The organism is Tsuneonella sp. CC-YZS046 (genome assembly GCF_035581365.1).
Classification (GTDB): Bacteria; Pseudomonadota; Alphaproteobacteria; order Sphingomonadales; family Sphingomonadaceae; genus JAWKXU01.
This window is the reverse complement of the sequence record NZ_CP141590.1, coordinates 2604542-2625149: the sequence shown is the minus strand read 5'-3', so window position 1 is coordinate 2625149 and position 20608 is coordinate 2604542. Positions and strand designations below refer to the sequence as shown.

Annotated in this window: 24 protein-coding genes; 19 read left to right on the top strand and 5 right to left on the bottom strand. The window is 67.0% G+C overall.

Annotated elements, in window-relative coordinates:
* Positions 1–8 precede the first annotated feature (8 nt).
* From U8326_RS12885 to wecC, 11 genes are all read left to right on the top strand, one after another.
* A complete protein-coding gene (locus U8326_RS12885) occupies positions 9–1061 on the top strand; it encodes an aldo/keto reductase (RefSeq protein ID WP_324740771.1) in 1053 nt (350 codons plus the stop codon).
* Positions 1058–1723: a nicotinate-nucleotide adenylyltransferase gene (locus U8326_RS12880; protein WP_324740770.1), complete on the top strand. Its 666-nt coding sequence runs from the start codon at positions 1058–1060 to the stop codon at positions 1721–1723. Before U8326_RS12885 ends, U8326_RS12880 begins: the two co-directional genes overlap by 4 nt.
* Positions 1724–1840: 117 nt before the next feature.
* Positions 1841–2224: a ribosome silencing factor gene (gene rsfS, locus U8326_RS12875; RefSeq protein WP_324740769.1), complete on the top strand. Its 384-nt coding sequence runs from the start codon at positions 1841–1843 to the stop codon at positions 2222–2224.
* 187 nt (positions 2225–2411) lie between these two features.
* Complete coding sequence (locus U8326_RS12870) at positions 2412–2834, top strand: 23S rRNA (pseudouridine(1915)-N(3))-methyltransferase RlmH (RefSeq protein ID WP_324740768.1); 423 nt, start codon at positions 2412–2414, stop codon at positions 2832–2834.
* A 4-nt stretch (positions 2835–2838) separates the two neighbouring features.
* Positions 2839–4059 (top strand): murein hydrolase activator EnvC family protein, encoded by a 1221-nt coding sequence (locus tag U8326_RS12865; protein WP_324740767.1) that lies wholly within the window; start codon positions 2839–2841, stop codon positions 4057–4059.
* Positions 4060–4138: 79 nt separating this feature from the next.
* Positions 4139–5473, top strand: coding sequence for a S41 family peptidase (locus U8326_RS12860; protein ID WP_324740766.1), 1335 nt, complete (start codon positions 4139–4141; stop codon positions 5471–5473).
* A gap of 6 nt (positions 5474–5479) precedes the next feature.
* Positions 5480–5962 (top strand): disulfide bond formation protein B, encoded by a 483-nt coding sequence (locus U8326_RS12855; RefSeq protein WP_324740765.1) that lies wholly within the window; start codon positions 5480–5482, stop codon positions 5960–5962.
* On the top strand, positions 5949–6467 hold the full coding sequence (locus U8326_RS12850) for a demethoxyubiquinone hydroxylase family protein (protein WP_324740764.1): 519 nt from the start codon (positions 5949–5951) through the stop codon (positions 6465–6467). Before U8326_RS12855 ends, U8326_RS12850 begins: the two co-directional genes overlap by 14 nt.
* A gap of 103 nt (positions 6468–6570) precedes the next feature.
* Positions 6571–7125: a hypothetical protein gene (locus U8326_RS12845; protein WP_324740763.1), complete on the top strand. Its 555-nt coding sequence runs from the start codon at positions 6571–6573 to the stop codon at positions 7123–7125.
* Positions 7126–7164: 39 nt separating this feature from the next.
* Positions 7165–8292: a non-hydrolyzing UDP-N-acetylglucosamine 2-epimerase gene (gene wecB / locus U8326_RS12840; protein ID WP_324740762.1), complete on the top strand. Its 1128-nt coding sequence runs from the start codon at positions 7165–7167 to the stop codon at positions 8290–8292.
* Between the two features lie 81 nt (positions 8293–8373).
* Positions 8374–9681 carry a UDP-N-acetyl-D-mannosamine dehydrogenase gene (gene wecC, locus U8326_RS12835; protein WP_324740761.1) on the top strand — a complete coding sequence of 436 codons (1308 nt, stop codon included), beginning with the start codon at positions 8374–8376 and terminating at the stop codon, positions 9679–9681.
* Between the two features lie 138 nt (positions 9682–9819).
* Here the strand turns inward: wecC and fabI are convergent, their stop codons facing one another.
* The 3 genes from fabI to U8326_RS12820 are packed head-to-tail and all read right to left on the bottom strand — an operon-like array spanning position 9820 to position 12607.
* Positions 9820–10623, bottom strand: coding sequence for an enoyl-ACP reductase FabI (gene fabI / locus U8326_RS12830; protein WP_324740760.1), 804 nt, complete (start codon positions 10621–10623; stop codon positions 9820–9822).
* Positions 10620–11657, bottom strand: coding sequence for a YihY/virulence factor BrkB family protein (locus U8326_RS12825; protein ID WP_324740759.1), 1038 nt, complete (start codon positions 11655–11657; stop codon positions 10620–10622). The genes fabI and U8326_RS12825 overlap by 4 nt, the downstream gene beginning before the upstream one ends.
* Complete coding sequence (locus tag U8326_RS12820; protein WP_324740758.1) at positions 11657–12607, bottom strand: DnaJ C-terminal domain-containing protein; 951 nt, start codon at positions 12605–12607, stop codon at positions 11657–11659. The genes U8326_RS12825 and U8326_RS12820 overlap by 1 nt, the downstream gene beginning before the upstream one ends.
* Positions 12608–12821: 214 nt before the next feature.
* Between U8326_RS12820 and pdxH the strand changes: the two genes are divergently transcribed.
* The 3 genes from pdxH to U8326_RS12805 are packed head-to-tail and all read left to right on the top strand — an operon-like array spanning position 12822 to position 15168.
* Complete coding sequence (gene pdxH, locus U8326_RS12815) at positions 12822–13430, top strand: pyridoxamine 5'-phosphate oxidase (protein WP_324740757.1); 609 nt, start codon at positions 12822–12824, stop codon at positions 13428–13430.
* A 5-nt stretch (positions 13431–13435) separates the two neighbouring features.
* A complete protein-coding gene (locus U8326_RS12810) occupies positions 13436–14365 on the top strand; it encodes a cation diffusion facilitator family transporter (protein ID WP_324743610.1) in 930 nt (309 codons plus the stop codon).
* Complete coding sequence (locus U8326_RS12805; protein WP_324740756.1) at positions 14362–15168, top strand: PhzF family phenazine biosynthesis protein; 807 nt, start codon at positions 14362–14364, stop codon at positions 15166–15168. Before U8326_RS12810 ends, U8326_RS12805 begins: the two co-directional genes overlap by 4 nt.
* Here the strand turns inward: U8326_RS12805 and U8326_RS12800 are convergent.
* Entirely contained in the window at positions 15165–16319 is a 1155-nt protein-coding gene (locus U8326_RS12800; RefSeq protein ID WP_324740755.1) for a serine hydrolase, read from the bottom strand. The two genes, U8326_RS12805 and U8326_RS12800, sit on opposite strands and share 4 nt — an antisense overlap.
* 64 nt (positions 16320–16383) lie before the next feature.
* Here U8326_RS12800 and U8326_RS12795 point away from each other — a divergent pair, with 64 nt between their 5' ends.
* A complete protein-coding gene (locus U8326_RS12795; protein WP_324740753.1) occupies positions 16384–16704 on the top strand; it encodes a hypothetical protein in 321 nt (106 codons plus the stop codon).
* A 37-nt stretch (positions 16705–16741) separates the two neighbouring features.
* Here U8326_RS12795 and mnmA read toward each other — a convergent pair whose 3' ends face one another.
* On the bottom strand, positions 16742–17911 hold the full coding sequence (gene mnmA, locus U8326_RS12790; protein WP_324740752.1) for a tRNA 2-thiouridine(34) synthase MnmA: 1170 nt from the start codon (positions 17909–17911) through the stop codon (positions 16742–16744).
* 115 nt (positions 17912–18026) lie between these two features.
* On the opposite strand from mnmA, the gene U8326_RS12785 reads away from it, so the two are divergent.
* The 4 genes from U8326_RS12785 (at position 18027) to U8326_RS12770 (ending at position 20602) form a co-directional block, all read left to right on the top strand.
* Complete coding sequence (locus U8326_RS12785; RefSeq protein WP_324740750.1) at positions 18027–18347, top strand: hypothetical protein; 321 nt, start codon at positions 18027–18029, stop codon at positions 18345–18347.
* Positions 18340–18639 carry a DUF1153 domain-containing protein gene (locus U8326_RS12780; protein WP_324740749.1) on the top strand — a complete coding sequence of 100 codons (300 nt, stop codon included), beginning with the start codon at positions 18340–18342 and terminating at the stop codon, positions 18637–18639. The genes U8326_RS12785 and U8326_RS12780 overlap by 8 nt, the downstream gene beginning before the upstream one ends.
* Positions 18640–18856: 217 nt before the next feature.
* Positions 18857–19123, top strand: a complete 267-nt coding sequence (locus U8326_RS12775; protein ID WP_324740748.1) for a GlsB/YeaQ/YmgE family stress response membrane protein — start codon at positions 18857–18859, stop codon at positions 19121–19123.
* A gap of 300 nt (positions 19124–19423) precedes the next feature.
* Positions 19424–20602 (top strand): efflux RND transporter periplasmic adaptor subunit, encoded by a 1179-nt coding sequence (locus tag U8326_RS12770; protein ID WP_324740747.1) that lies wholly within the window; start codon positions 19424–19426, stop codon positions 20600–20602.
* Positions 20603–20608 lie beyond the last annotated feature (6 nt).

Sequence of the window (20608 nt, the reverse complement as noted above, 5' to 3'; positions counted from 1 at the left end):
GATTTCCTATGCGTTACAATCGTTTGGGCAACACCGGCCTGTTCGTTTCCGAATTGTGCCTCGGGGCCATGACCTTCGGCACCAGGCCGGGCCGGTTCGAGGCGATTGCCGGGCTGGATCAGGATGCGTCCACCGCGCTGGTCAGGCAGGCGCTGGATGCGGGCATCAATTTCATCGATACCGCCAATACCTACACGGCCGGCCAGTCCGAGGAATTCGTCGGCGAGGCGCTGCGTGCGCTGGGCGTCGGGCGCTCCGATGTGATCGTGGCGACCAAGGCGGTGGGGCCGATGGGCGAAGGCCCCAACGACACCGGGATGAGCCGCTATCACCTGCTCGGCCAGATCGACGCCAGCCTGGGCAGGCTCGGGCTGGACCATGTCGATCTCTACCAGATCCACGGCTGGGATGCGCAGACTCCGATCGAGGAGGCGCTGCGCGCGCTGGACGACATCGTGCGCTCCGGCCGCGCCCGCTATATCGGCGTATCCAACTGGGCGGCCTGGCAGATCGCGAAGGCGCTGGGCATTTCCGAGCGGCTCGGCCTCGAAAAATTCGTCTCGCTGCAGGCCTATTACACCGTCGCCGCGCGCGATCTCGAGCGGGAGATCGTGCCGATGCTGGAAAGCGAGGGGCTGGGCCTGATGGTCTGGAGCCCGCTGGCCGGCGGCCTGCTGTCGGGCAAATACAGCCGGGTGGACCAGGCGGTGGAGGGCGAAGGGCGCCGGGGGCGGTTCGATTTCCCGCCGGTCGATCTCGACCGCGCCTACGATCTGATCGACATCATGCGGCCGATGGCGCAGGCCCGGGACGTGTCCGTGGCGCAGGTGGCGCTGGCCTGGCTGCTGTATCGGCCGGCCGTTTCCACGGTGATCGTCGGGGCCAAGCGGGCCGACCAGCTCGCGGACAATATCGCCGCCTGCAAGGTGGAATTGAGCGAGGCCGAGCTTGCCCAGCTCGATGCGGCAAGCGCGCTTGCGCCCGAATATCCCGGCTGGATGCTGCGTTTTCAGGGCGAATACCGCTCCGCCACGGTGGCGAAGAGGCGACAGCCCAGGTGACAGCGGCGAGGCTGCGGACCGGCCTGCTGGGCGGAAGTTTCAATCCGGCCCATGGCGGGCACCGGCGCATCACGCGCTTCGCCATGGACGCGCTGGGGCTGGATGAAATGTGGTGGCTGGTTTCGCCGGGCAATCCGCTGAAGCCCAAGGCGGGGATGGCCCCGCTTGCCGCCCGCGTTCGGTCCGCCCGCGCGCAGGCCCGGCGGATGCCGGTGCGGGTCACCGCGATCGAGCGCCGGCTCGGCTCATCCTATACGATCGACACGCTGCGGGCGCTCAGGCGGATCTGGCCCCGGCGGCGGTTCGTCTGGGTGATGGGGGCGGACAATCTCGCCCAGTTCCATCACTGGAAGGATTGGCGCGGCATAGCGCGCATGATGCCGATTGCGGTGATCGCCAGGCCGGGCTATGATGACGATGCCCTCGCGAGCCCCGCGATGGTCTGGTTGCGGCGTTACCGCACGGATGCGGCCAGTTTTCGTAACCGGGGTGAATGGAGCGCACCGGCGCTGATAGAATTGCGTTTCGATCCTGATCCACGTTCGGCCACGGCCATCCGCCGCGCCGATCCCGATTGGGCGTCCCGCATGGCGGGAACACCGCCCCGGGACCAGGTGACGCATCATCCTGTCCAGACCGATAATGGAACGGAGCGTGCATGAGGCGCGAACCGTCTCTCGCGTTATTCCACCCCGCCATCAGGAGCCTGAACAGCTGCGATGAATCATGCGCAGACCATACCGGCCACGGCCGGTTCCACCGCTGGAGAAGCCCACGGAATGACTGAGGCTTTTGCCGGCGCGGCCCCGGAAGCAGGGTCGCTTCACGAACTCGTGCTGTCCTCGCTCGATGAGGATCAGGCGCAGGATGTCATCTCGATCTCCCTGGCCGGCAAATCGGGTATTGCAGACTATATGGTGATCGCGTCCGGCCGGTCCACGCGGCAGGTTGCGGCCATCGCGCAGAAACTGGCGGAGCGGATCAAGCGGTCCGGCCGCCCCGGCCCCCGGGTCGAAGGCCTGCCCGCGGCGGACTGGGTGCTGATCGACGCGGGCGATGTCGTCGTCCACCTGTTCCGCCCCGAAGTGCGCAGCTTCTACAATCTGGAACGGATGTGGGGCTTTGGCGACGGCGCGCCGATAGCGGTGGCCGGGCAGGCCTGATCGCCCGGCTTGCCCCGGGCTCGGGCCGGGGCGACAGCGGCCGGGCGAGAGACACCGGCGTGAACGGAGGGGGGCGTCTTCCCGCTTCCCATCGCCCGCTAATATTGGCATCGGGCGATGCGATGGGGTGCAGGACGACAATCGTGCCATTGGGGCTTTTCGCGCGGCAGGTCCGCGCCGGGTTTTCATGAGGCTGCACGTCATCGCCCGGGGCAAGATCGGCCGCTCGCCCGAGGCCGATCTGGTGCAGCGCTACGCCAGGCGGATAAGCTGGCCGCTCACCCTTACCGAACTGCCCGAAAAGGGCGGCACCATTCCCGAACCGCAAGCTCCGTTCCGCACCGTGCTGCTGGACGAGCGGGGCGGGCAGCTTGGTTCCGTGCAGTTTGCCGAACTGCTGGGGCGCTGGCGCGATGACGGCATCCGCGAAACCCGCTTCCTGATCGGCGCGGCTGATGGCCATGCGGCCGCCGAAAGGGACCGGGCCGACCTGCTGCTCGCCTTCGGGGCGGCGACATGGCCCCATCTGCTGGCGCGGGCGATGCTGCTGGAGCAGCTGTTCCGCGCAACGAGCATCCTTGCGGGCCATCCCTATCATCGGGCAGGATGACGTCATGACGCGCCGTTTCCGTTTTCTCGCCCCGTGCCTCGCGGCGCTTGCGCTGGGATCGGCGGGCGTGGTGTCCGCTCAGCGGGCGGCGAATTATGCCGATGCGGACGAAACGCGCGCTGCCCTCGCCCGGGCGCAGGCGGAGGAGCGGGCAGCGAGCCAGCGGGCGGCGGTTCTCGAACGGCGCGCGGCGCAGACCACGCAGGCGGCCGAGCGGACCGCGCGGGAAGCGGCGGCGCTGGCGGCCCGCATCCAGCATTCGGAGGTGGAGATCGTGGCGGGCGAAGCGCGCCTTGCCCTGATCGAGCGCCAGCGCGCGGTGCTGCGGGTGCGGCTCGCCAACAAGCAGCAGCCGGTCGTGCGCCTCACCGCCGCCTTGCAGAACCTGTCGCGCCGCCCGCTCGCCCTTTCGGTGCTTCAGCCCGGTTCGCTCAAGGACACGGTGCATCTGCGCGCGGTGCTCGCTTCCACCATCCCCCAGGTCGAGCGGCGCACCGCCGACCTGCGCGGAGAGATCGCGCGCAGCCGCGCGCTGCAACGGGAGGCGCGGCTGGCCATCGCGGGCCTGCGCGCCAGCGAGGAGCAATGGACGGCGCGGCGCAAGCAGCTTGCCGCGCTGGAGGCCAGGCAACGCCTCGAATCGCGGGAGGCGAGCGGGGTGGCGGCGCGCGAGGCGGATCGCGCGCTGGCCCTGGCGGAAGATGCGCAGGATCTCGATGCGCTGATCGGGCGGCTCGAGCAGGCAGGGGCGATGCGCAAGAAGCTCGCCGCCCTGCCGGGGCCGATCATCCGCCCGGTCCGGCCTGCCGAATCCCGGGTGATGGCCGATGCTGAAGCCGCGCCTGCCGTCGATGCCGCCGCGCCGCATGATTATCGGCTGCCGGTGATGGGCCGGATATTGGCGGGCTTCGGGGCGGTCTCCCAGTCCGGCCTGCGCAGCGAGGGCATCAGCCTCGCGCCGCGCGGCCTCGCGCAGGTCGTGGCCCCGGCGGGCGGGCGGGTCGCCTTTGCCGGGCCGTATCGCGGCTATGACCGGATCGTCATCATCGAGCATGACGGCGGCTGGACCAGCCTCGTCACCGGCCTGGCCCGGGTCGATGTGACGGTGGGCGAAAGCCTCGTCCCCGGCACGCCGCTGGGCGTGGCCGGGCCGGGGCGGCCGGTGGTGACGCTGGAGCTGCGGCGCGGAACCGTTCCGGTCAATCCGCTGGAATATCTGGGGTAGGAAAAATACCCGCGCCGGGCGCAGCCGGATCGCAAATCCTCATCTGGCGTTCATCGACGGGAAGCGATAGGAGCGTCTCATGAAAATCGCCGCACTCCTGCGTTCCGCCGCGCTTGTCAGCGCCGTCGCGCTGCTCCCGGTCACCACCGCCGGCCTCGCCGCCGTGGAGGGCCGCGCCGCGCCCCAGTTCGGCAAGCTGTTCGCCACCTATCAGCGGATCAAGGCCAGCTATGTCGACGAGGTGGAGGACGAGGTTCTGGTGCGCGGGGCGATCGAAGGGATGCTGGCCGCGCTCGATCCGCATTCCACCTATCTCGACGGCGCTTCGCTGCAGCGCCTGGAGACGATGATCGACGGGAATTATTCCGGCCTCGGTCTGTCGGTGACGACCAGCGACGGCGCGGTCAAGGTGATCTCGCCGATGCGCGGCAGCCCGGCGGAGAAGGCCGGGGTCAAGGCGGGCGATTACATCACCCATCTCGACGGGCAATTGATCTACGGCCTCGAGCTGGACGAGGCGGTCAGCCGGATGCGCGGCGAGGCCGGGACCGACATTCGCCTCACCATCTTCCGCCCCGGCCGGGACGAGCCGTTCGACGTCACCGTGACGCGCGGAGTCATCACGCTGGAGCCGGTCACCTCCGATCTCAAGCCCGGGCGGGTCGGCCTCATCACGGTCAATGAATTCTCGCGCAATGTCGGCAAGAACGTGAACGACGCGATCAAGGAATTGCGCAGGAAGGCGGGCGGCAAGCTCACCGGCATCGTGCTGGACCTGCGCTCCAATCCCGGCGGCTCGCTGGACGAGGCGGTCGCCCTGTCGGACCTGTTCCTGTCGGACGGGGTGATCGTGTCGCAGCGCGGCCGGATCAAGCGGGAAAACGCGGTCTACAATGCGGAAACCGTCTACAAGGGCGATGCGGCCGCGGGCATCCCGATGGTGGTGCTGATCGACGCCGGCTCCGCCTCCGCCTCGGAAATCGTCGCGGGCGCCCTGCAGGATCGCCATCGCGCGCTAGTGATGGGCGAGCGCAGCTTCGGCAAGGGCAGCGTGCAGACCTTGCTGCCGCTCACCCGCGACAGCGCGATCAAGCTCACCACCGCGCGGTATTACACGCCGGGCGGGCGCTCGGTCCAGGAAGGCGGGATCGAGCCGGACATTACCGTGCCGCAGCTTTCGGATCCGGATCGGGTCGCGCGGGCCAAGCTGCGCTATCGCGAATCCGACCTGCGCCGGCATCTGGTGAACGAGGTCAATCTCGACGACCGGGAGCTGGAAGCCGACACCAAGCAGGACCCTCGCTTCGCAGCCACGCCGGAGGAATTGAAGAAGCAGGGCATCGAGGATTTCCAGCTGCATTATGCGCTTGAAACCCTGCGCCGCACCAACGGCGCCCAGCTCACGGCGAAATAGGCGGCGATGACCGGCACCAGCGCCCGCTTGCGCCTGGCGCGTCTCCTCGCGCTCGGCGTCCCGGCCTTCCTGCTCGCCGGGGCCTATCTCGGCCAGTATGGCTTCGGACTTTATCCTTGCGAGATGTGCTGGTGGCAGCGCTATCCCCATTTCGCGGCGATCGGGCTGGCTGTGGTCGCTTTGTGTGCCGTTCAGGTTCGCCTGTGTGTCGCTCTGGCCGCTCTTGCCATCCTTGCATCCGGCCTGATCGGCGGGTTTCATGCCGGGGTGGAATATGGCTGGTGGGAAGGGCTGACCGCCTGCGCCACCCCCGCGCTGGGCGATGGCGATCCGCTGGCGGCGATCATGGATGCGCCGCTCGTCCGCTGCGATGAAGTTCCCTGGAGCCTTTTCGGGATTTCTCTGGCAGGCTGGAACTTCCTGCTTTCCACCACCGCCGCGGCGGCGATCGGGTGGCTGCTGCTGAGGAAGGGCGATGCGCAAATCTGAAACGGACCGGATGATCCGTGTCGACCAAGCCGGGGAGTTCGGCGCCACCCGCATCTACGGGGGGCAGCTCGCCGTGCTCGGCAGCAGCGGCCCCCATGCCGCCGAAATCGCCGCGATGGCGCGGCAGGAGGACGAGCACCTCAGGCGGTTCGATGTGCTGATAGCGCGGCGCGGCGTGCGGCCCACCGCGCTCCGGCCGCTATGGTCCGCCGCCGGCTATGCGCTCGGCGCCGCGACCGCGCTGATCGGGCCGGAAGCGGCGATGGCCTGCACGGCCGCGGTGGAAGAGGAGATAGACCGCCATTACACTCGCCAGCTGGAGCAGCTGGAAGGCGGGGACGATCCCGAATTGTCCACGATGATCGAGGAATTTCGCGCGGAGGAGCAGGCCCACCGCGACGCCGCGCTGGCGGCGGGGGCGGAACGGGCGCCTGCCTATCCGCTGCTGTCGGGCGCGATCCGGCTCGGCTGCCGTCTGGCCATTCGCCTGGCGGAAAGGATTTGATGCAGCGCAAGGCGGGATATTTTTCGCTGCTTCATGCGTAATTCAGCCGAACGGGGGCTATTGTGATAGAAAGGCGGGCGATGCCCGCAATGGAGACAAGACCATGCAACGCCTGATCGCTATCGGATTCCTTGCCGCTTCGGCCGCGCTCGTTCCGGCAACGCCCGCCGTGGCGCAGGATGCCGATTACCGGGTCAACCAGCTTATCATCTATGGCGATGACGAGTGCCCGGAATCGACGGGCAGCGAGATCACGGTCTGCGCCCGCAAGGACGAGAGCGAACGCTTCCGCATTCCCGAAGAGCTTCGCATGAGCGAGGACGTGGCCAACAAGGCATGGACCGAACGGGTGGTGGCCTATGAAACGGTCGGCAATTTCGGCACCAATTCCTGCTCGCCGGTGGGCGATGGCGGGTGGACCGGCTGCTCCCAGAAGCTGATAAACGCGGCCTATGCGGAAAAGAAGCAGGGCTCCGCGCTGCAGTTCGGGCAATTGATCGAACGGGAACGCGAGAAGCGGCTGTCCACACTGGAGGAAGAAGCCGCTGCCGAGCAGTCGCGCGTCGAGGAGATCGAGAAGGAGCATGAGGCGCGCCAGGCGGCCGAACAGCAAGCCGCCCAGGGCGCGGCCGAGCCAGGCACAGGCGCGGATCAATAGGCCATCGCCTCTTAACCATTCCACGCTAGAGGCACGGGTATGACCGACCCGCTGCGCATTCTCACCATCTTCGGCACCCGGCCGGAAGCGATCAAGCTGTTCCCGCTCGTCCATGCACTGGACGCCGATTCGCGCTTCATTTCGCGCGTCTGCGTATCGGGCCAGCATCGCGACATGCTGGATCAGGTGCTGGCGATCGCCGGGCTGGCGCCGGATCACGATCTCGACGTCATGCAGCCGGGCCAGACGCTGGACATGCTGACCGCCAACCTCCTCTCCGGGCTGGGGCAGGTCATGGATGCGGAAAAGCCGGACTGGGTGGTGGTGCAGGGCGATACCGCCACGGCCATGGCGGGGGCGCTGGCGGCCTATTACCGCAAGATCCCGGTGGCGCATGTCGAAGCGGGGCTGCGCAGCGGCAATATTCATCATCCCTGGCCGGAAGAGGTCAATCGCAAGATCATCGGCACGATTGCAAGGCTCCATCTCGCGCCCACGGAAACCTCGGCCGAGGCGCTGCGGCGCGAGAATGTCGCGCCTGAAACGATCCATGTCACCGGCAATACCGTCATCGATGCACTGCACTGGATAACCCGGCGGATCGGGCAGGAACCGGCCCTTGCCGCCGGGCTGGCCGAGCTTGAGGCGCGTTTCAACGGCAAGCGGATCATCGGCGTGACCAGCCACCGGCGGGAGAATTTCGGGGGCGGGCTGGAAGCGATCGCCGCCGCGATCCGGGAGATCGCCCGCCGCGACGATGTGGCCCTGATCTTCCCGGTCCACCCCAACCCCAATGTGCGGGCGGTGATGGACGGCGCCCTGGCGGGCCTGCCCAATGTCGCGATGATCGAGCCGCTGGATTATCCCCACTTCGCCCGCTTGCTCGACATCTGCCACCTGATGCTGAGCGACAGCGGCGGGGTGCAGGAAGAAGCGCCCGCGCTGGGCAAGCCGGTGCTGGTGATGCGGGAGACGACGGAGCGCCCGGAAGGCGTCGCCGCCGGCACCGCGCGCCTGGTCGGCACGGATAGCAGGCGGATCGTCGAGGAAGTGACGCGCCTGCTGGACGACGAGGCCGCCTATGCGGAAATGGCGCGTGCGCATAATCCGTTCGGTGACGGCAGGAGCGTGGGCCGGATCGTGGAATTGCTGGCGATTCGCCCCTGACCGAAAAGGGAGATTCCCTTTCGTTACCGCAATATTTACCCCTTTCCGGCATGGCCGGCCTGACAGCAACGAGGATCATCCATGCGCGGAAGCGAATTGCCTGAAGTCTGTGTCGTCGGCCTTGGCTATATCGGCCTGCCCACCGCCGCGATCATCGCGCGGGCGGGAATGCAGGTGCTGGGCGTGGATGTGGCACAGCCGGTGGTCGATACGATCAACCGGGGCGAGATCCATATCGAGGAAGTCGATCTGGACGGCCTGGTGCATGGCGTGGTGCAGCGCGGCCTGCTGCGCGCATCGACAGCCATCGCCCCCGCCGACGTGTTCGTGATCGCGGTGCCGACGCCGTTCGAAAAGGATGGCCATCACACGCCCGACATCTCCTATGTGCTGTCCGCCGCCCGCGAGGTGGCGAAAGTGCTGAAAAGCGGAGACGTGGTGATCCTCGAATCCACTTCGCCGGTCGGCACTACCGAACGGATGCGCGACATGATCGCGGCGGAACGGCCCGATCTCAAACTGCCGGGGCTTTGCGCCGGAACGCCGGACGTTTCGATCGCCTATTGCCCGGAACGGGTGCTGCCCGGGCGGATTCTGGAAGAGCTGGCCAACAACGACCGCTCCATCGGCGGGATCACGCCGCGCTGCGCGCGCAAGGCGCTGTCCTTCTACAAGCGTTTCGTGCGCGGCGCCTGCGTGACCACCGATGCGCGCTCGGCCGAGATGACCAAGCTGGTCGAAAACGCCTATCGCGACGTCAACATCGCCTTCGCCAACGAGCTTTCGATCATCGCCGATGCGATGGATCTCGATGTGTGGGAAGTGATCCGGCTGGCCAACCGGCATCCGCGCGTCAACATCCTGCAGCCCGGGCCGGGCGTGGGCGGCCACTGCATCGCGGTCGATCCATGGTTCATCGTGCATGGCGCGCCGGAGCAGACCCCGCTGATCCGCACCGCGCGGGGCGTGAACGACGGCAAGATCCACCATGTCATCGCCCGGGCGAGCGCCATGGTCGAAGCCCATCCCGACCGGAAGGTCGCCTGCCTCGGCCTGGCCTTCAAGGCCAATATCGACGATTTTCGCGAAAGCCCCGCCCGGCTGGTCGCCGGCACGCTGGCCCGGCGCTTCGGCGGCCGCATCCATGTGGTGGAACCCTATACCGCGCAATTGCCGCTGGAGTTCACCGATACGGGCGCGAGCCTGGTCGATGTCGATACCGCGCTGGAGGATTGCGATATCCTGATTGTGCTGGTCGATCACGACGTGTTCAAATCGGTGCCGCTGGCGGAGCGGGCGGACAAGATCGTGTATGACACGCGCGGCATCTGGCCGGATCAGCCGGCGCTGGATACCGGCCCCGCCGACGCGCTGCGCCGGGCGGGCTAGAGTGATTCCGAAGCAAGTGGAAACACTTGCCGACTCGGAAATTACGGAAAAACAAGTAAATTCAAGTCTCCTTTCGGTTCGACCAGAAGCGGAACGAGTCTGGACGGACCGCTTTCAGGCGGCCGCCGCGCGGCGCGATCACACCAGCGAAATATCCGGGGCGTCTTCCTGCTTCATTCCGACGAGGTTGTAGCCCGCGTCGACATGGTGGACCTCGCCGGTCACTCCGGCGGACAGGTCGGACAGCAGATACAGCCCCGCTCCGCCCACATCCTCGATGGTGACATTGCGGCGCAGCGGCGCGTTCAGCTCGTTCCATTTGAGGATATAGCGGAAATCGCCGATGCCGCTGGCGGCCAGCGTCTTGATCGGTCCGGCCGAGATCGCGTTCACCCGGATATTCTCCGGCCCGAGATCGTTGGCGAGATATTTGACGCTGGTTTCCAGCGCGGATTTGGCGACGCCCATCACGTTGTAATGGGGAACCACCTTTTCCGCCCCGTAATAGGTCAGGGTCAGGATCGATCCGCCCGATCCCATCATCTCCCGCGCGCGCTTGGTGACGGCGACCAGCGAGTAGGCGGAGATGTTCATGGTCATCAGGAAATTTTCGAGGCTGGTGTCGACATATTTCCCGCGCAGCTCGTTCTTGTCGGAAAAGCCGATCGCATGGACCACGAAATCGAGGCTGTCCCAGCGGGCGCGGATCGCATCGAAGGTCCGGTCGAGCGCCGCCATGTCCGAAACGTCGCAATCGATCAGGAAATCGGAACCGAGGCTTTGCGCCAGCGGCAGCACCCGCTTGGCCAAGGCTTCGCCCTGATAGGAAAAGGCCAGTTCCGCGCCGTGTTCCCGCAGTTTCTGGGCGATTCCCCATGCCAGCGATTTGTCATTGGCAAGGCCCATGATGAGCCCGCGCTTGCCCGCCATCAATCCACTCATTCCGATCCGTTTCCCTCTTTCTGGACGATGGTCCTGCGCGCTCGCGCGCGATTGTCTGCTTGGCCCACCAGGTCCTCCTCGTTCTCCGGCTCGGCGAGAGCGGCGTTGAGCTCCGCGCCGATCACCATCCCTAAGCCGACAAGCCAGAAAAAGAAAAGCGCGATCATCATCCCGGCGAGGCTGCCATAGGTCAGATCGTAGCTGAACACGCTGCGCAGAAGCGGCGGCAGCGCGATCGTGACCCCCACCCACCATAGCGTGACCAGCAGGGCGCCGGGCCATTTCGGGTAGCACCGCTTGCGATAGGCCGCGGGCGTCAGGCTGTAGAACAGCAGGTAGATCGATCCGAACAGGCCGAAGGCGGGCAGCAGCCGGGATAGCGAAAGGCTCGCCAGCCAGTCGTTCAGCTGGGGCAGATATGCGTCGATCACTTCCTGCGCCGCCCCGATCAGGACCTGCGCGATCAGCGAAAGCATCAGCAGGACGACGGCCGCCACGCTGATTCCGCTGGCCAGCAGGCGGCTGCGCAGGAAGCTCTGGCTCGGCTCGGTTCCATAGGCGCGGCGCAGCAGGTCGCGGATCGTTTCGACCAGGCTGCCCACGGTCCACAGCGCGAACAGGCCGCCGGCCCACAGCAGCCAGCCGCTGCGCAGCTCGATCACGTTGCGGGCGACCGGCTCGATCACATTGCCGACCACCGGCGGCAGGGCCAGCACGACGGCGTCGATCGAGGCTGCCCGTTCATGCTCCTCGCCGGCCAGCGAAAAAACCGCCGCCCCCAATATGAAGAAGGGGAAGATCGCCAGCATCGCCATATAGGCCAGATTGCCGGCATGGATGAAGCCATCGTTCCAGGCGCCCAGAAACACCCGCTTCAGCACCACGGCGAATCGCGTTCCCGGCCCGAGTTCCTGCCTCACCCGGCCGAGGCGGGCCTTGAGCCTCGCTTCCCGCCGCCTTGCTTCCGGCGTGTAATCGTGAGCCGGAGGCAGTTCCTCGGGCGTTTCGGATTCGCGGATTTCCTGCTGCGCCATCAGACTCCGAGGCGGCCGCGCAGATTGCGCGAATCCCGCCAGCCTTCGAGCCGCTTCGCCAGGTCCTTGTCATCGGGCGGCAGCTCGACCTGCAGGGTGACGAGCTGGTCGCCCCGGGCGCCGTCCTTGCGCGAGAACCCCTTGCCCTTGAGCCGCAGGGTCTTGCCTGATCCGCTGCCCGGGGCAATGGTCAGCATGACCGCGCCTTCCACGGTCGGAACCTTCACCTTGGCGCCGTTGACCGCCTCGTCCAGCGAGATCGGCAGGTCGAGCCGGATGTCGTCGCCCTCGCGCCGGAAGAAGGCGTGCGGCTGGATTTCGATGGTCACCAGCGCGTCGCCCGCGCCGCCCGGCCCGGATTCGCCCTTGCCCTTGAGGCGCATCTGCGTGCCGTTCTCGACCCCGGCGGGCAGCTTGAGATCGATGGTCTTGCCATCGGCCAGGGTGATCCGCTGATCCTGCCGGGTGGCAGCGTCCGCGAAGGGAACGGTGAGGCGGTATTGGACATTGCCGCCGCGCGGCGGCTGCGGCCGCCCCGCGCCCATTCCGCCGCCAAATCCGGCCGGGCCACGGCGGCCGCCCATGCCGCCCCGCCCGCCGAACAGGCCTTCGAAGATATCTCCGAGATCGACTTCCTCGGCGCCGCCGAACCCGCCGAAGCCCCCGCTGGTGCGGCCATTGCCGGGCCTCGCGCTGCGGAATCCGCCGGAGCCGAAGGGCATGGTGGGGTTGCCGTCGGCGTCGATCTCGCCCCGGTCATACTGGGCGCGCTTGTCCTTGTCGGACAGCAGATCATAGGCGCGGGTCACGTCGGAGAAGCGTTCCGCCGCCTTGGGATTGTCCTTGTTGCGGTCCGGGTGAAGCTCCTTGGCGAGCTTGCGATATGCGGATTTGATATCCTTTTCGCTGGCGCCGCGCGCCACCCCCAGCGTCGAATATGGATCTGCCATGGCACATAGCTAGGTTACGGACCTGCTCTTCGCAAGCGCAGGGGTTTCCTACGGCGATACAGCGGGCTAGGCAGGCATATCATGCGCTTTTCTCCGGCCTTTATCGACCGTTCCGCCCGGCGCGTTTCGCGCGCTGTTCCGGGCGGTTGCGCGGGTCTGGTTTTTTCGATCAGGACAGTGTCAACTCTGTCAACCTCTCATACAGGAAACAGCGATGCAGGCTGAACAGGCGGCTGACGCCATCCCCCATGACGATCCCTTCGCCATCTTCGCGGCCTGGTTCGCCGAGGCGCGGGAAAGCGAGCCGAACGATTCGAATGCGATGGCTCTGGCCACCGCCACGCCTGACGGCCTTCCTTCGGTGCGGATGGTGCTGCTCAAGGGCCATGGGCCGGATGGCTTCGTGTTCTATACCAATTCCCGCAGCCGGAAGGGGCGCGAACTCGCGGCCAATCCCAACGCCGCGCTGCTGTTCCACTGGAAGTCGCTGCGCCGGCAGGTGCGGATCGAAGGCACGCTGGCTCCGGTGAGTGCGGCGGAGGCCGATGCCTATTTCGCCAGCCGCCATCGCGATTCGCAATTGGGCGCGGTCGCGTCCGACCAGTCCGCTCCGCTCGATGCGCGCGAGACTTTCCTCGACCGCTACGAAGCGGCGCGGCAGCGTTTCGAGGGGCGCGATGTCGAACGTCCGTCGCATTGGACCGGCTTTCGGCTCGCGCCGGAGCGGATCGAGTTCTGGCTGGACCGGCCCCATCGCCTGCATGAGCGCAGGCAGTTCTTCCGCGAAGGCGGCGGCTGGAACAGCATGCTGCTGTATCCGTGAGATCCATGGCCGACCATGGGCGGCTGAACCGGAGCGCGGCCTTCGCCAGCATAGCTGTGGCGGTATTTCTCGTCCTGCTGAAAGCCTGGGCCGCCTGGTCCACCGGCTCCGCCGCGATGCTGGGCAGCCTGGCGGATACGGCGCTGGATCTGGTCGCCAGCCTGACCACCCTTGCCGGCGTATGGATCGCGGCGATGCCCGCCGATGAGGACCATCGCTTCGGGCATGGCAAGGCGGAAGCCCTGGCCGCGATGATCCAGATCGTGCTGATCGCCCTGTCGGCGTTCGGGATCGCGGTTCGCGCCATCGGCCAGTTCGTGGAGGGCGCGCGCCCGGAAGCGGCCGAAAGCGGCATAGCGGTGTCGCTGGTGGCAATGGTGGCGACGCTCGGATTGCTGGCCTGGCAGCGCCATGTCATTCGCCGCACCGGCAGCCTCGCCATCGCCACCGATCATCTCCACTACAAGTCCGACCTGCTGCTCAATCTCGCGGTGATCGCGGCGCTGGCGCTCGATCAATATGGCGGCATTGCGGGGGCGGACCCGGTGTTCGGCCTGCTCATCGCACTCTGGCTGGCCTGGGGGGCGTGGGGGGCGTCGCGGCGGGTCGTCGACAATCTGATGGACCGGGAATGGCCTGAAGAGAAGAAACAGCGGCTGCTGGCGGCGCTGGCCCGGCACCCCGAATTGCGCGGGGTCCACGATCTGCGCACGCGCACGTCCGGCCAGCGCGATTTCGCGCAGTTCCATGTCTGGGTGGACGGCAATCTCCCCTTGCGGGAAGCGCACCGGATCATGGAAGAGATCGAGGCGAAGCTGAAAGCCGAATTTCCCGATGTGGAGATCATCATTCATCCCGATCCGGAAGGGCATGTCGATCCCGGTCCAGGGCCATCCAACATCCTGCCGCGCGGGTCCGGAAGGCCTGAGACATGACCGGCTCGATACCCTACTGGCATGTCGATGCCTTCGCCGACCGCCCCTTCTCGGGCAATCAGGCGGCGGTCATGCTGCTCGACCGATGGCCGCATGACGAATTGCTGCAAGCCATTGCCGAAGAGAACAACTTCGCCGAAACCGCCTTTCTGGTCGCCGATGCCGGCGATGCGGCGGACTGGGAGCTGCGGTGGTTCACCCCCGCCTGCGAAGTGCGCCTGTGCGGCCATGCCACGCTGGCGGCGGGGCATGTGCTGCTCCAGAGCGACCGGGAGGCGAGCGAGGTGCGCTTCCGCACGGGACGCGCCGGAGTCCTCGACGTGCGGCGCCTGGCGCAAGGGTATGAATTAAAATTGCCCGCTATCGCCACGCAGCCTGCGTCATGGCCCGAGGCGGAGAAACTGCTGGGCGCTACGCCGCTGGAGTGCTGGAGCAATCCCGATGGCTACACGATCTTCCTGTTCGAGGACGAAGCCGCGGTGCGCGGGCTGCGGCCCGATCTGCCGGGCCTTGCCGCGCTGGGCGAGCATCAGTTCATCTGCACCGCCGAAGGGAGTGAAAGCGACGTGGTGAGCCGCGTGTTCGTGCCCGGCGCGGGCGTGCCGGAAGACAGCGTGACCGGCTCCGCCCATGCCGCGCTCACGCCGTTCTGGGCGGCCCGGCTGGGGCGCATGGCTTTCTCGGCCTGTCAGGCATCGGCGCGGGGCGGCCGTCTCGCGTGCCGGCTGGAAGGGGATGGCGTGTGGCTGGGCGGACAATGCTTCACGGTGATGGAAGCGCGTTTCCGGCTGGGGGAGGGTTAGCTCGCCGGGTAAAGCACGGAGATCTCGGCCAGCCGCGCCACCAGCGCCGCCCGCTCTTCCTCCCGGGTCTTGCCCAGCCTTACGATGGTGAGCCGCTGCCCGGGCGATACGATCACATATTGCCCGAGATGCCCGATCGCCGCGAACGCGCTGGCCGGGCCTTGTTCGGCGAACAGGACGCTGCGATCCGTGCCGGATGGACGGTTGAGCCAGAGATGCGCGCCGTAATCCGGGGCGCGAGGGGATGGCTTGCGCATGAAGTCGATCCACCCTCGCGGCAGGATCTGCGAGCCTTTCACGCTGCCGCCGTGGCGGAGAAATTCGCCCAGCTGCGCCCAGTCCCGCGCATTGGCGGAGATCATCGCGCCGCCGATCATGGTTCCCGCGGCGTCGTATTCCGCCATCATGGAGTGCAGCCCGAGCGGGCCGAACAGCCGGGCGGAGAGGAATTCCGACATGGCCTTCTGGCGCCGGGCCGGATCTTCACTCTGCGTCAGCACGCGGGTGGCGATGTCGGCCAGGATGATGCTGGTGGCGGTCGAATATTCGAACTTGCGCCCCGGCTCCGCCTCGAGCGGCTCGGCCTCCGCTTCGGCCGCCATGTCGTCCCGCCCGTCGAGGAACAGCAGCCGCGCGGTTTCGGCGCGATAGGGCGGATCGGTCTGTTCCGTATGGCGCAGCCCCGAGCGCATCTGCAGCAATTGCTTCAGGGTGATCTCGCCGCGCGGGTCGCCTGTCCGGCGCCAGTGCGAGATCGGCGGCGATTCATCGAGATGCAGCCGCCCGTCCGATACCAGCATCCCGATGACCAGGGCGGTGACCGTCTTCGACATCGACCAGCCGAGGAAACGGGTCTTGGGACCATAGCCCTCGCGATAGCGCTCCGCCGCGATTTCGCCCCTGTGCATCACGATCACCGCGTCGGTTTCGCCGATGCCGTCCGCGGTGAACAGGGCATCCACCGCGCGGGCGAGAGGGGCGCGGGGCGCGCCGGGATTGGCCGAGACGGCTGCCAGGGCGGTTTCGCTCACCGGCGGTTCGGCCGAGCCGCCCGCCTGACCGCAGGCCGCAAGAGCCAGCAGGGCGATTGGCGCCAGCAGCAGGGCTGGCCGCAAGGCAACCGAGAGGATATGGGGGGCGGGCCGTTTCATCGCGGCGCATCTCTTCCGTATGCAGGGTTCGATGGCAACCGCAAAGAAACGCTCCCGCCGCAGATTGTCGCCGCCGGCACTTGCGGTCGTCGGCCTGGCGCTGTGCGCCGGGGTGGTCGCCTTTGCCTATCGCGAGTCGATCGGGGGCTATTCCACGATCGGGGCGGCCTATGGCGCGCGAATCGGCTGCACCTGCCGCTATGTCTCCGGCCTGCCGTTGCGCGAGTGCCGGGCCGCGATCGATGTCGAGGATGGGCCGGGGATGCTGTTCCTCAGCGAAGACGAGGACAACCAGAGCGTGACCGCGCGCGTGCCGATGCTGGCGCGGCAAACGGCCTATTACCGCGAAGGATGGGGCTGCGTGCTGGAGCCTTGGGACGACTGATTGACTGGACGGCAGGAGCCGAAGCCGCGCTCCGCTTTCAGCTATGCGCCGCCTCGGTGCCGGCAATCCAGCCGCCGCCGACCACCCGGTCGCCCTGATAGAGCACCGCCGCCTGACCGGGCGCGACGCCGTATTCCGGCTGGTCGAAGCGGATGTCCACGGCGGCCCCTTCGCCCAAGTGGCCATGCAGCGTGACGGGAACGGGCCTTGCCAGCGACCGGACCTTGGCGGTCAGGCGCGGGGCGGGATCGGATGGGTCGAGCGGGCCGATCCGGTTCGTTTCGATGATTCGCGCCGATCCGACCGCCAGCAAGGCCCTGGTGCCGACCAGCACTCGCGCCTTCTCCGCATCGAGCGCGACGACGTAGAGCGGTTCCGCCTGCCCGCCGATCTCCAGCCCGCGCCGCTGCCCCACGGTATAATGGATGATGCCCTTGTGCTCGCCCAACACCTCGCCGGTCGCGGCATGGACGATCGGCCCCGGCAGCGCGCCTTCGGGGCGGATGCCGCGCACGATCCTGGCATAGTCGCCATCCGGCACGAAGCAGATGTCCTGGCTGTCGGGCTTGGCGGCCACGCGCAGCCCGGCGTCGGCCGCCAGCGCGCGCACGTCCTGCTTGGGCAGCCCGCCCAGCGGGAAGCGCAGGAAGCCGAGCTGGTCTTCCGTGGTGCCGTAAAGAAAATAGCTCTGGTCGCGGGCGGGATCGAGCGCGCGGTGCAGCTCCGGCCCGGCCGGGCCGTTCACCCGGCGCACGTAATGGCCGGTCGCCAGGCAATCGGCGCCCAGTTCCCGCGCCATGCGCAGCAGGTCGGTGAATTTCGGCCCCATGTTGCAGCGGATGCAGGGAATCGGGGTGCGGCCGGACAGATAATCGTCGGCGAAGCGCTCCACGACCTCTTCACGGAAGGCGGATTCGTGATCGAACACGTAATGGGCGATTCCGAGCCGGTCGGCCACGGCGCGCGCATCGCGGATGTCGTCGCCGGCGCAGCACGCGCCCTTGCGCCCCGTGGCCGCGCCGTAATCGTAAAGCTGCAGGGTGATGCCGATCACTTCCGCGCCGCTGGCGGCGGCGAGCGCTGCGACCACCGAGGAATCCACGCCGCCCGACATGGCCACGACGATCCGCGACCGTGCCGCCGGGCGGGGCAGGTCGAACAGGCCGATGGGATCGGCGGGAAGCGCGGTTGTGGCCAGAGCGGGCATGATGGCCGCCCATACACTGGTCCGCGCATCCTCGCAAAGCCCACGGCGCTAACCCTAACCGAAGGTAAAGGCGGGCTTTACCTGTTCTTGACCATATTCGGTCTAAGCGGAGGCGATGTTCGAGGACAAAATGAACTCTCGCCGCCTTGCCGGCGCGCGCCAACGGACAGAGGAAGGCGAAAGCCTGCGTCTGCTGTCATGGGAGGAATTGCGCGCCCGCCTCGCCGCCGCGCGCGATCTGCGCAAGGTCATGGGCCTGCGCCAAAACGGCCCGGATGCCAGCTTTGCCGCCGATGCCGCGCTCCATCTGAAAGAATTCGAAGAGTCCATACCCGGCGTTAACCCAAATGCTTTAGGCAATAGCAAAGCCTCTCGAGGCAGAGCGAAAGGCACTGCGCAGCAAGATAGTTCCGACGACCGAGGACAGGATGATTGAAAACCAGAAGATCAGGCCGGCTCAGGTGATCGGCCCGCTTGGCGAGCCGCTGACGATCGACAGCCTGCCGTCGCCCGATACGCGGCGCTGGGTCGTCCGGCGCAAGGCCGAGGTGGTGGCCGCGGTCAATGGCGGCTTGCTGACGATCGACGAAGTGCTGGAACGCTACAGCCTTTCGCTGGAAGAATTCGCATCCTGGCAGCGGGCGGTCGACCGTTCGGGAATGCAGGGCCTGCGGGTCACTCGAATCCAGCATTATCGCGATCTCTACGAGCGGCAGCTGAAATACTGACAGCCCATCCTTGGGGATGCGTGAAGGGGCCGGCATTGCCGGCCCTTTTTGCATGGTCGGGGGGCTGGACGGGGGTCGATGGACAGGCCCTGCGCCTTGCTATAGGTTCCCTGTGCGGCTTGCCCTCGGCAGAAATGGCGGGGCGGCCGGAACGACAAGCGCATATAAGCATTGCAGGTGGAGTCTTTTTCATAAGCTCAAACAGGAGGAATGGCCGATGGGTTGGATTATCGCGTTAGTTGTGGGTGGCATTGCCGGATGGCTTGCCAGCCTGGTCATGAACCGGGACGCCTCCATGGGCATCTTCTGGAACATTGTGGTGGGCTGTGTCGGCTCGGTGATCGGCAACGCCCTTGCGGGTCCGCTCTTCGGCATTCGCGGCAGTGTGCAGGAATTCTCGCTGACCGGATTGATCATTGCCGTGATCGGGGCGGTCGTCCTCCTGGCCATCGTCAATCTGATCCAGCGGGGCCGCGTCCGCTAGAGTGATTTCGACGCAAGTGGAATCACTTGCCGGCCCGGAAATCACGGAAAGCAGGTAAATTCCAGGCTCGTTCCGGTTCAACCGGAATAGGAGCGGGCCTGGCGGCGTTTTCCTGCCGTGTTCTGACGGGGGGCGTGGCCGGCCGGTCGCGTCCCCCGTTGCGGCTTGCGGGCTGGGAATGCGTCTGCTTTCCGGGGTGCGGTTCCCTATCGCGTTGCCACTCGCAGCCGCAGCATATAAGGCGGGGAAATGCCGGATAGTCCGGCCCGATATGGTGTTTGGCACCTAGATGACCGGACGATGAATTACGAGGCTCCTATCGAGACAGACCAGGGCGGAAAGCTCTCCCAAGGGGGATATGCCGCCGCAGGCCGCCGCCGCAGGCTGCTGATCGCGGCCGGCATCGCGCTTGCGGTGCTGATCGTGGCCGCGTTCCTGCTGAAAGGCGGCGGCAGCGGCACCGAGGATTCGGGAACTTCGGAATTGCCGGTGGTCAGCGTGGTCACGGCGACGGCAAGCTCGATCGACGGCAATATCGAAGCCACCGGCACGCTTGCCGCCCGGCGCGAACTGCCGGTCGGTTCGGTGGGCGAGGGCGGGCGCGTGGTATCGGTGCCGGTCGATGCGGGCCAATGGGTCCGCCAGGGCCAGGTGCTCGCGGTGATCGACAGGTCGGTGCAATCGCAGCAGATCGCGGCGCAGGCCGCGCAGGTCGATATTGCCAGGGCCGATGCCGCGCTGGCCCAGGCCAACCTCGATCGCGGGCTGAAGCTCACCGATCGAGGGTTTATCAGCAAGGCGGATGTCGACCGCTTGCGCGCCACGCGGGATGCCGCCGATGCCCGGGTGAAGCAGGCGCAGGCGCAGCTCGGGGAATTGCGGGCGCTGAGCGCGCGGCTGAATATCACGGCTCCCGACGCCGGCCTGCTGCTTACCAGGAATGTCGAGCCGGGGCAGGTCGTCGGCGGCGGCTCCGGCATATTGTTCAGCATTGCCCGCGGGGGAGAACTGGAGCTGCTTGCCGGGGTGAGCGAGGAGGATCTCGCCAAGCTTTCCGTCGGCGCCGCCGCGCTGGTGACGCCTATCGGCACGGAGAAGAGCTTCGCCGGGCAGATCTGGCAGCTTTCCCCGACCATCGAGCAACAGACCCGGCAGGGCACGGCGCGGATCGCCTTGTCCTACGCCCCGGAACTGCGGCCCGGCGGGTTCGCTTCCGCGAGCATCCGCAGCGGCACCGTGATTGCGCCCTTCCTGCCCGAATCCGCGATCCAGTCCGACGAGAAGGGCAGCTTCGTGCTGATCGTGGGCAAGGATGACAAGGTCATCCGCCGCCCGGTCAAGACCGGCCTGGTCACGGAGAACGGGATTGCGATCGTGCAGGGCCTGACCGGCGGCGAGCGCGTGGTCCTGCGCGCGGGCGGGTTCCTTTCGGAAGGCGACAGGGTCAAGCCTCGCCTCGTCAAGTCCGGGGGCGGCTAGGCGAGC

Coding starts and splice junctions, on each gene's coding strand:
- U8326_RS12885 (WP_324740771.1), top strand. CDS start 9: ATGCGTTACAATCGTTTGGGCAACACCGGCCTGTTCGTTTCCGAATTG.
- rsfS (WP_324740769.1), top strand. CDS start 1,841: ATGACTGAGGCTTTTGCCGGCGCGGCCCCGGAAGCAGGGTCGCTTCAC.
- U8326_RS12870 (WP_324740768.1), top strand. CDS start 2,412: ATGAGGCTGCACGTCATCGCCCGGGGCAAGATCGGCCGCTCGCCCGAG.
- U8326_RS12865 (WP_324740767.1), top strand. CDS start 2,839: ATGACGCGCCGTTTCCGTTTTCTCGCCCCGTGCCTCGCGGCGCTTGCG.
- U8326_RS12860 (WP_324740766.1), top strand. CDS start 4,139: ATGAAAATCGCCGCACTCCTGCGTTCCGCCGCGCTTGTCAGCGCCGTC.
- U8326_RS12855 (WP_324740765.1), top strand. CDS start 5,480: ATGACCGGCACCAGCGCCCGCTTGCGCCTGGCGCGTCTCCTCGCGCTC.
- U8326_RS12850 (WP_324740764.1), top strand. CDS start 5,949: ATGCGCAAATCTGAAACGGACCGGATGATCCGTGTCGACCAAGCCGGG.
- U8326_RS12845 (WP_324740763.1), top strand. CDS start 6,571: ATGCAACGCCTGATCGCTATCGGATTCCTTGCCGCTTCGGCCGCGCTC.
- wecB (WP_324740762.1), top strand. CDS start 7,165: ATGACCGACCCGCTGCGCATTCTCACCATCTTCGGCACCCGGCCGGAA.
- wecC (WP_324740761.1), top strand. CDS start 8,374: ATGCGCGGAAGCGAATTGCCTGAAGTCTGTGTCGTCGGCCTTGGCTAT.
- fabI (WP_324740760.1), bottom strand. CDS start 10,623: ATGAGTGGATTGATGGCGGGCAAGCGCGGGCTCATCATGGGCCTTGCC.
- U8326_RS12825 (WP_324740759.1), bottom strand. CDS start 11,657: ATGGCGCAGCAGGAAATCCGCGAATCCGAAACGCCCGAGGAACTGCCT.
- U8326_RS12820 (WP_324740758.1), bottom strand. CDS start 12,607: ATGGCAGATCCATATTCGACGCTGGGGGTGGCGCGCGGCGCCAGCGAA.
- pdxH (WP_324740757.1), top strand. CDS start 12,822: ATGCAGGCTGAACAGGCGGCTGACGCCATCCCCCATGACGATCCCTTC.
- U8326_RS12810 (WP_324743610.1), top strand. CDS start 13,436: ATGGCCGACCATGGGCGGCTGAACCGGAGCGCGGCCTTCGCCAGCATA.
- U8326_RS12805 (WP_324740756.1), top strand. CDS start 14,362: ATGACCGGCTCGATACCCTACTGGCATGTCGATGCCTTCGCCGACCGC.
- U8326_RS12800 (WP_324740755.1), bottom strand. CDS start 16,319: ATGAAACGGCCCGCCCCCCATATCCTCTCGGTTGCCTTGCGGCCAGCC.
- mnmA (WP_324740752.1), bottom strand. CDS start 17,911: ATGCCCGCTCTGGCCACAACCGCGCTTCCCGCCGATCCCATCGGCCTG.
- U8326_RS12785 (WP_324740750.1), top strand. CDS start 18,027: ATGTTCGAGGACAAAATGAACTCTCGCCGCCTTGCCGGCGCGCGCCAA.
- U8326_RS12780 (WP_324740749.1), top strand. CDS start 18,340: ATGATTGAAAACCAGAAGATCAGGCCGGCTCAGGTGATCGGCCCGCTT.
- U8326_RS12775 (WP_324740748.1), top strand. CDS start 18,857: ATGGGTTGGATTATCGCGTTAGTTGTGGGTGGCATTGCCGGATGGCTT.
- U8326_RS12770 (WP_324740747.1), top strand. CDS start 19,424: ATGAATTACGAGGCTCCTATCGAGACAGACCAGGGCGGAAAGCTCTCC.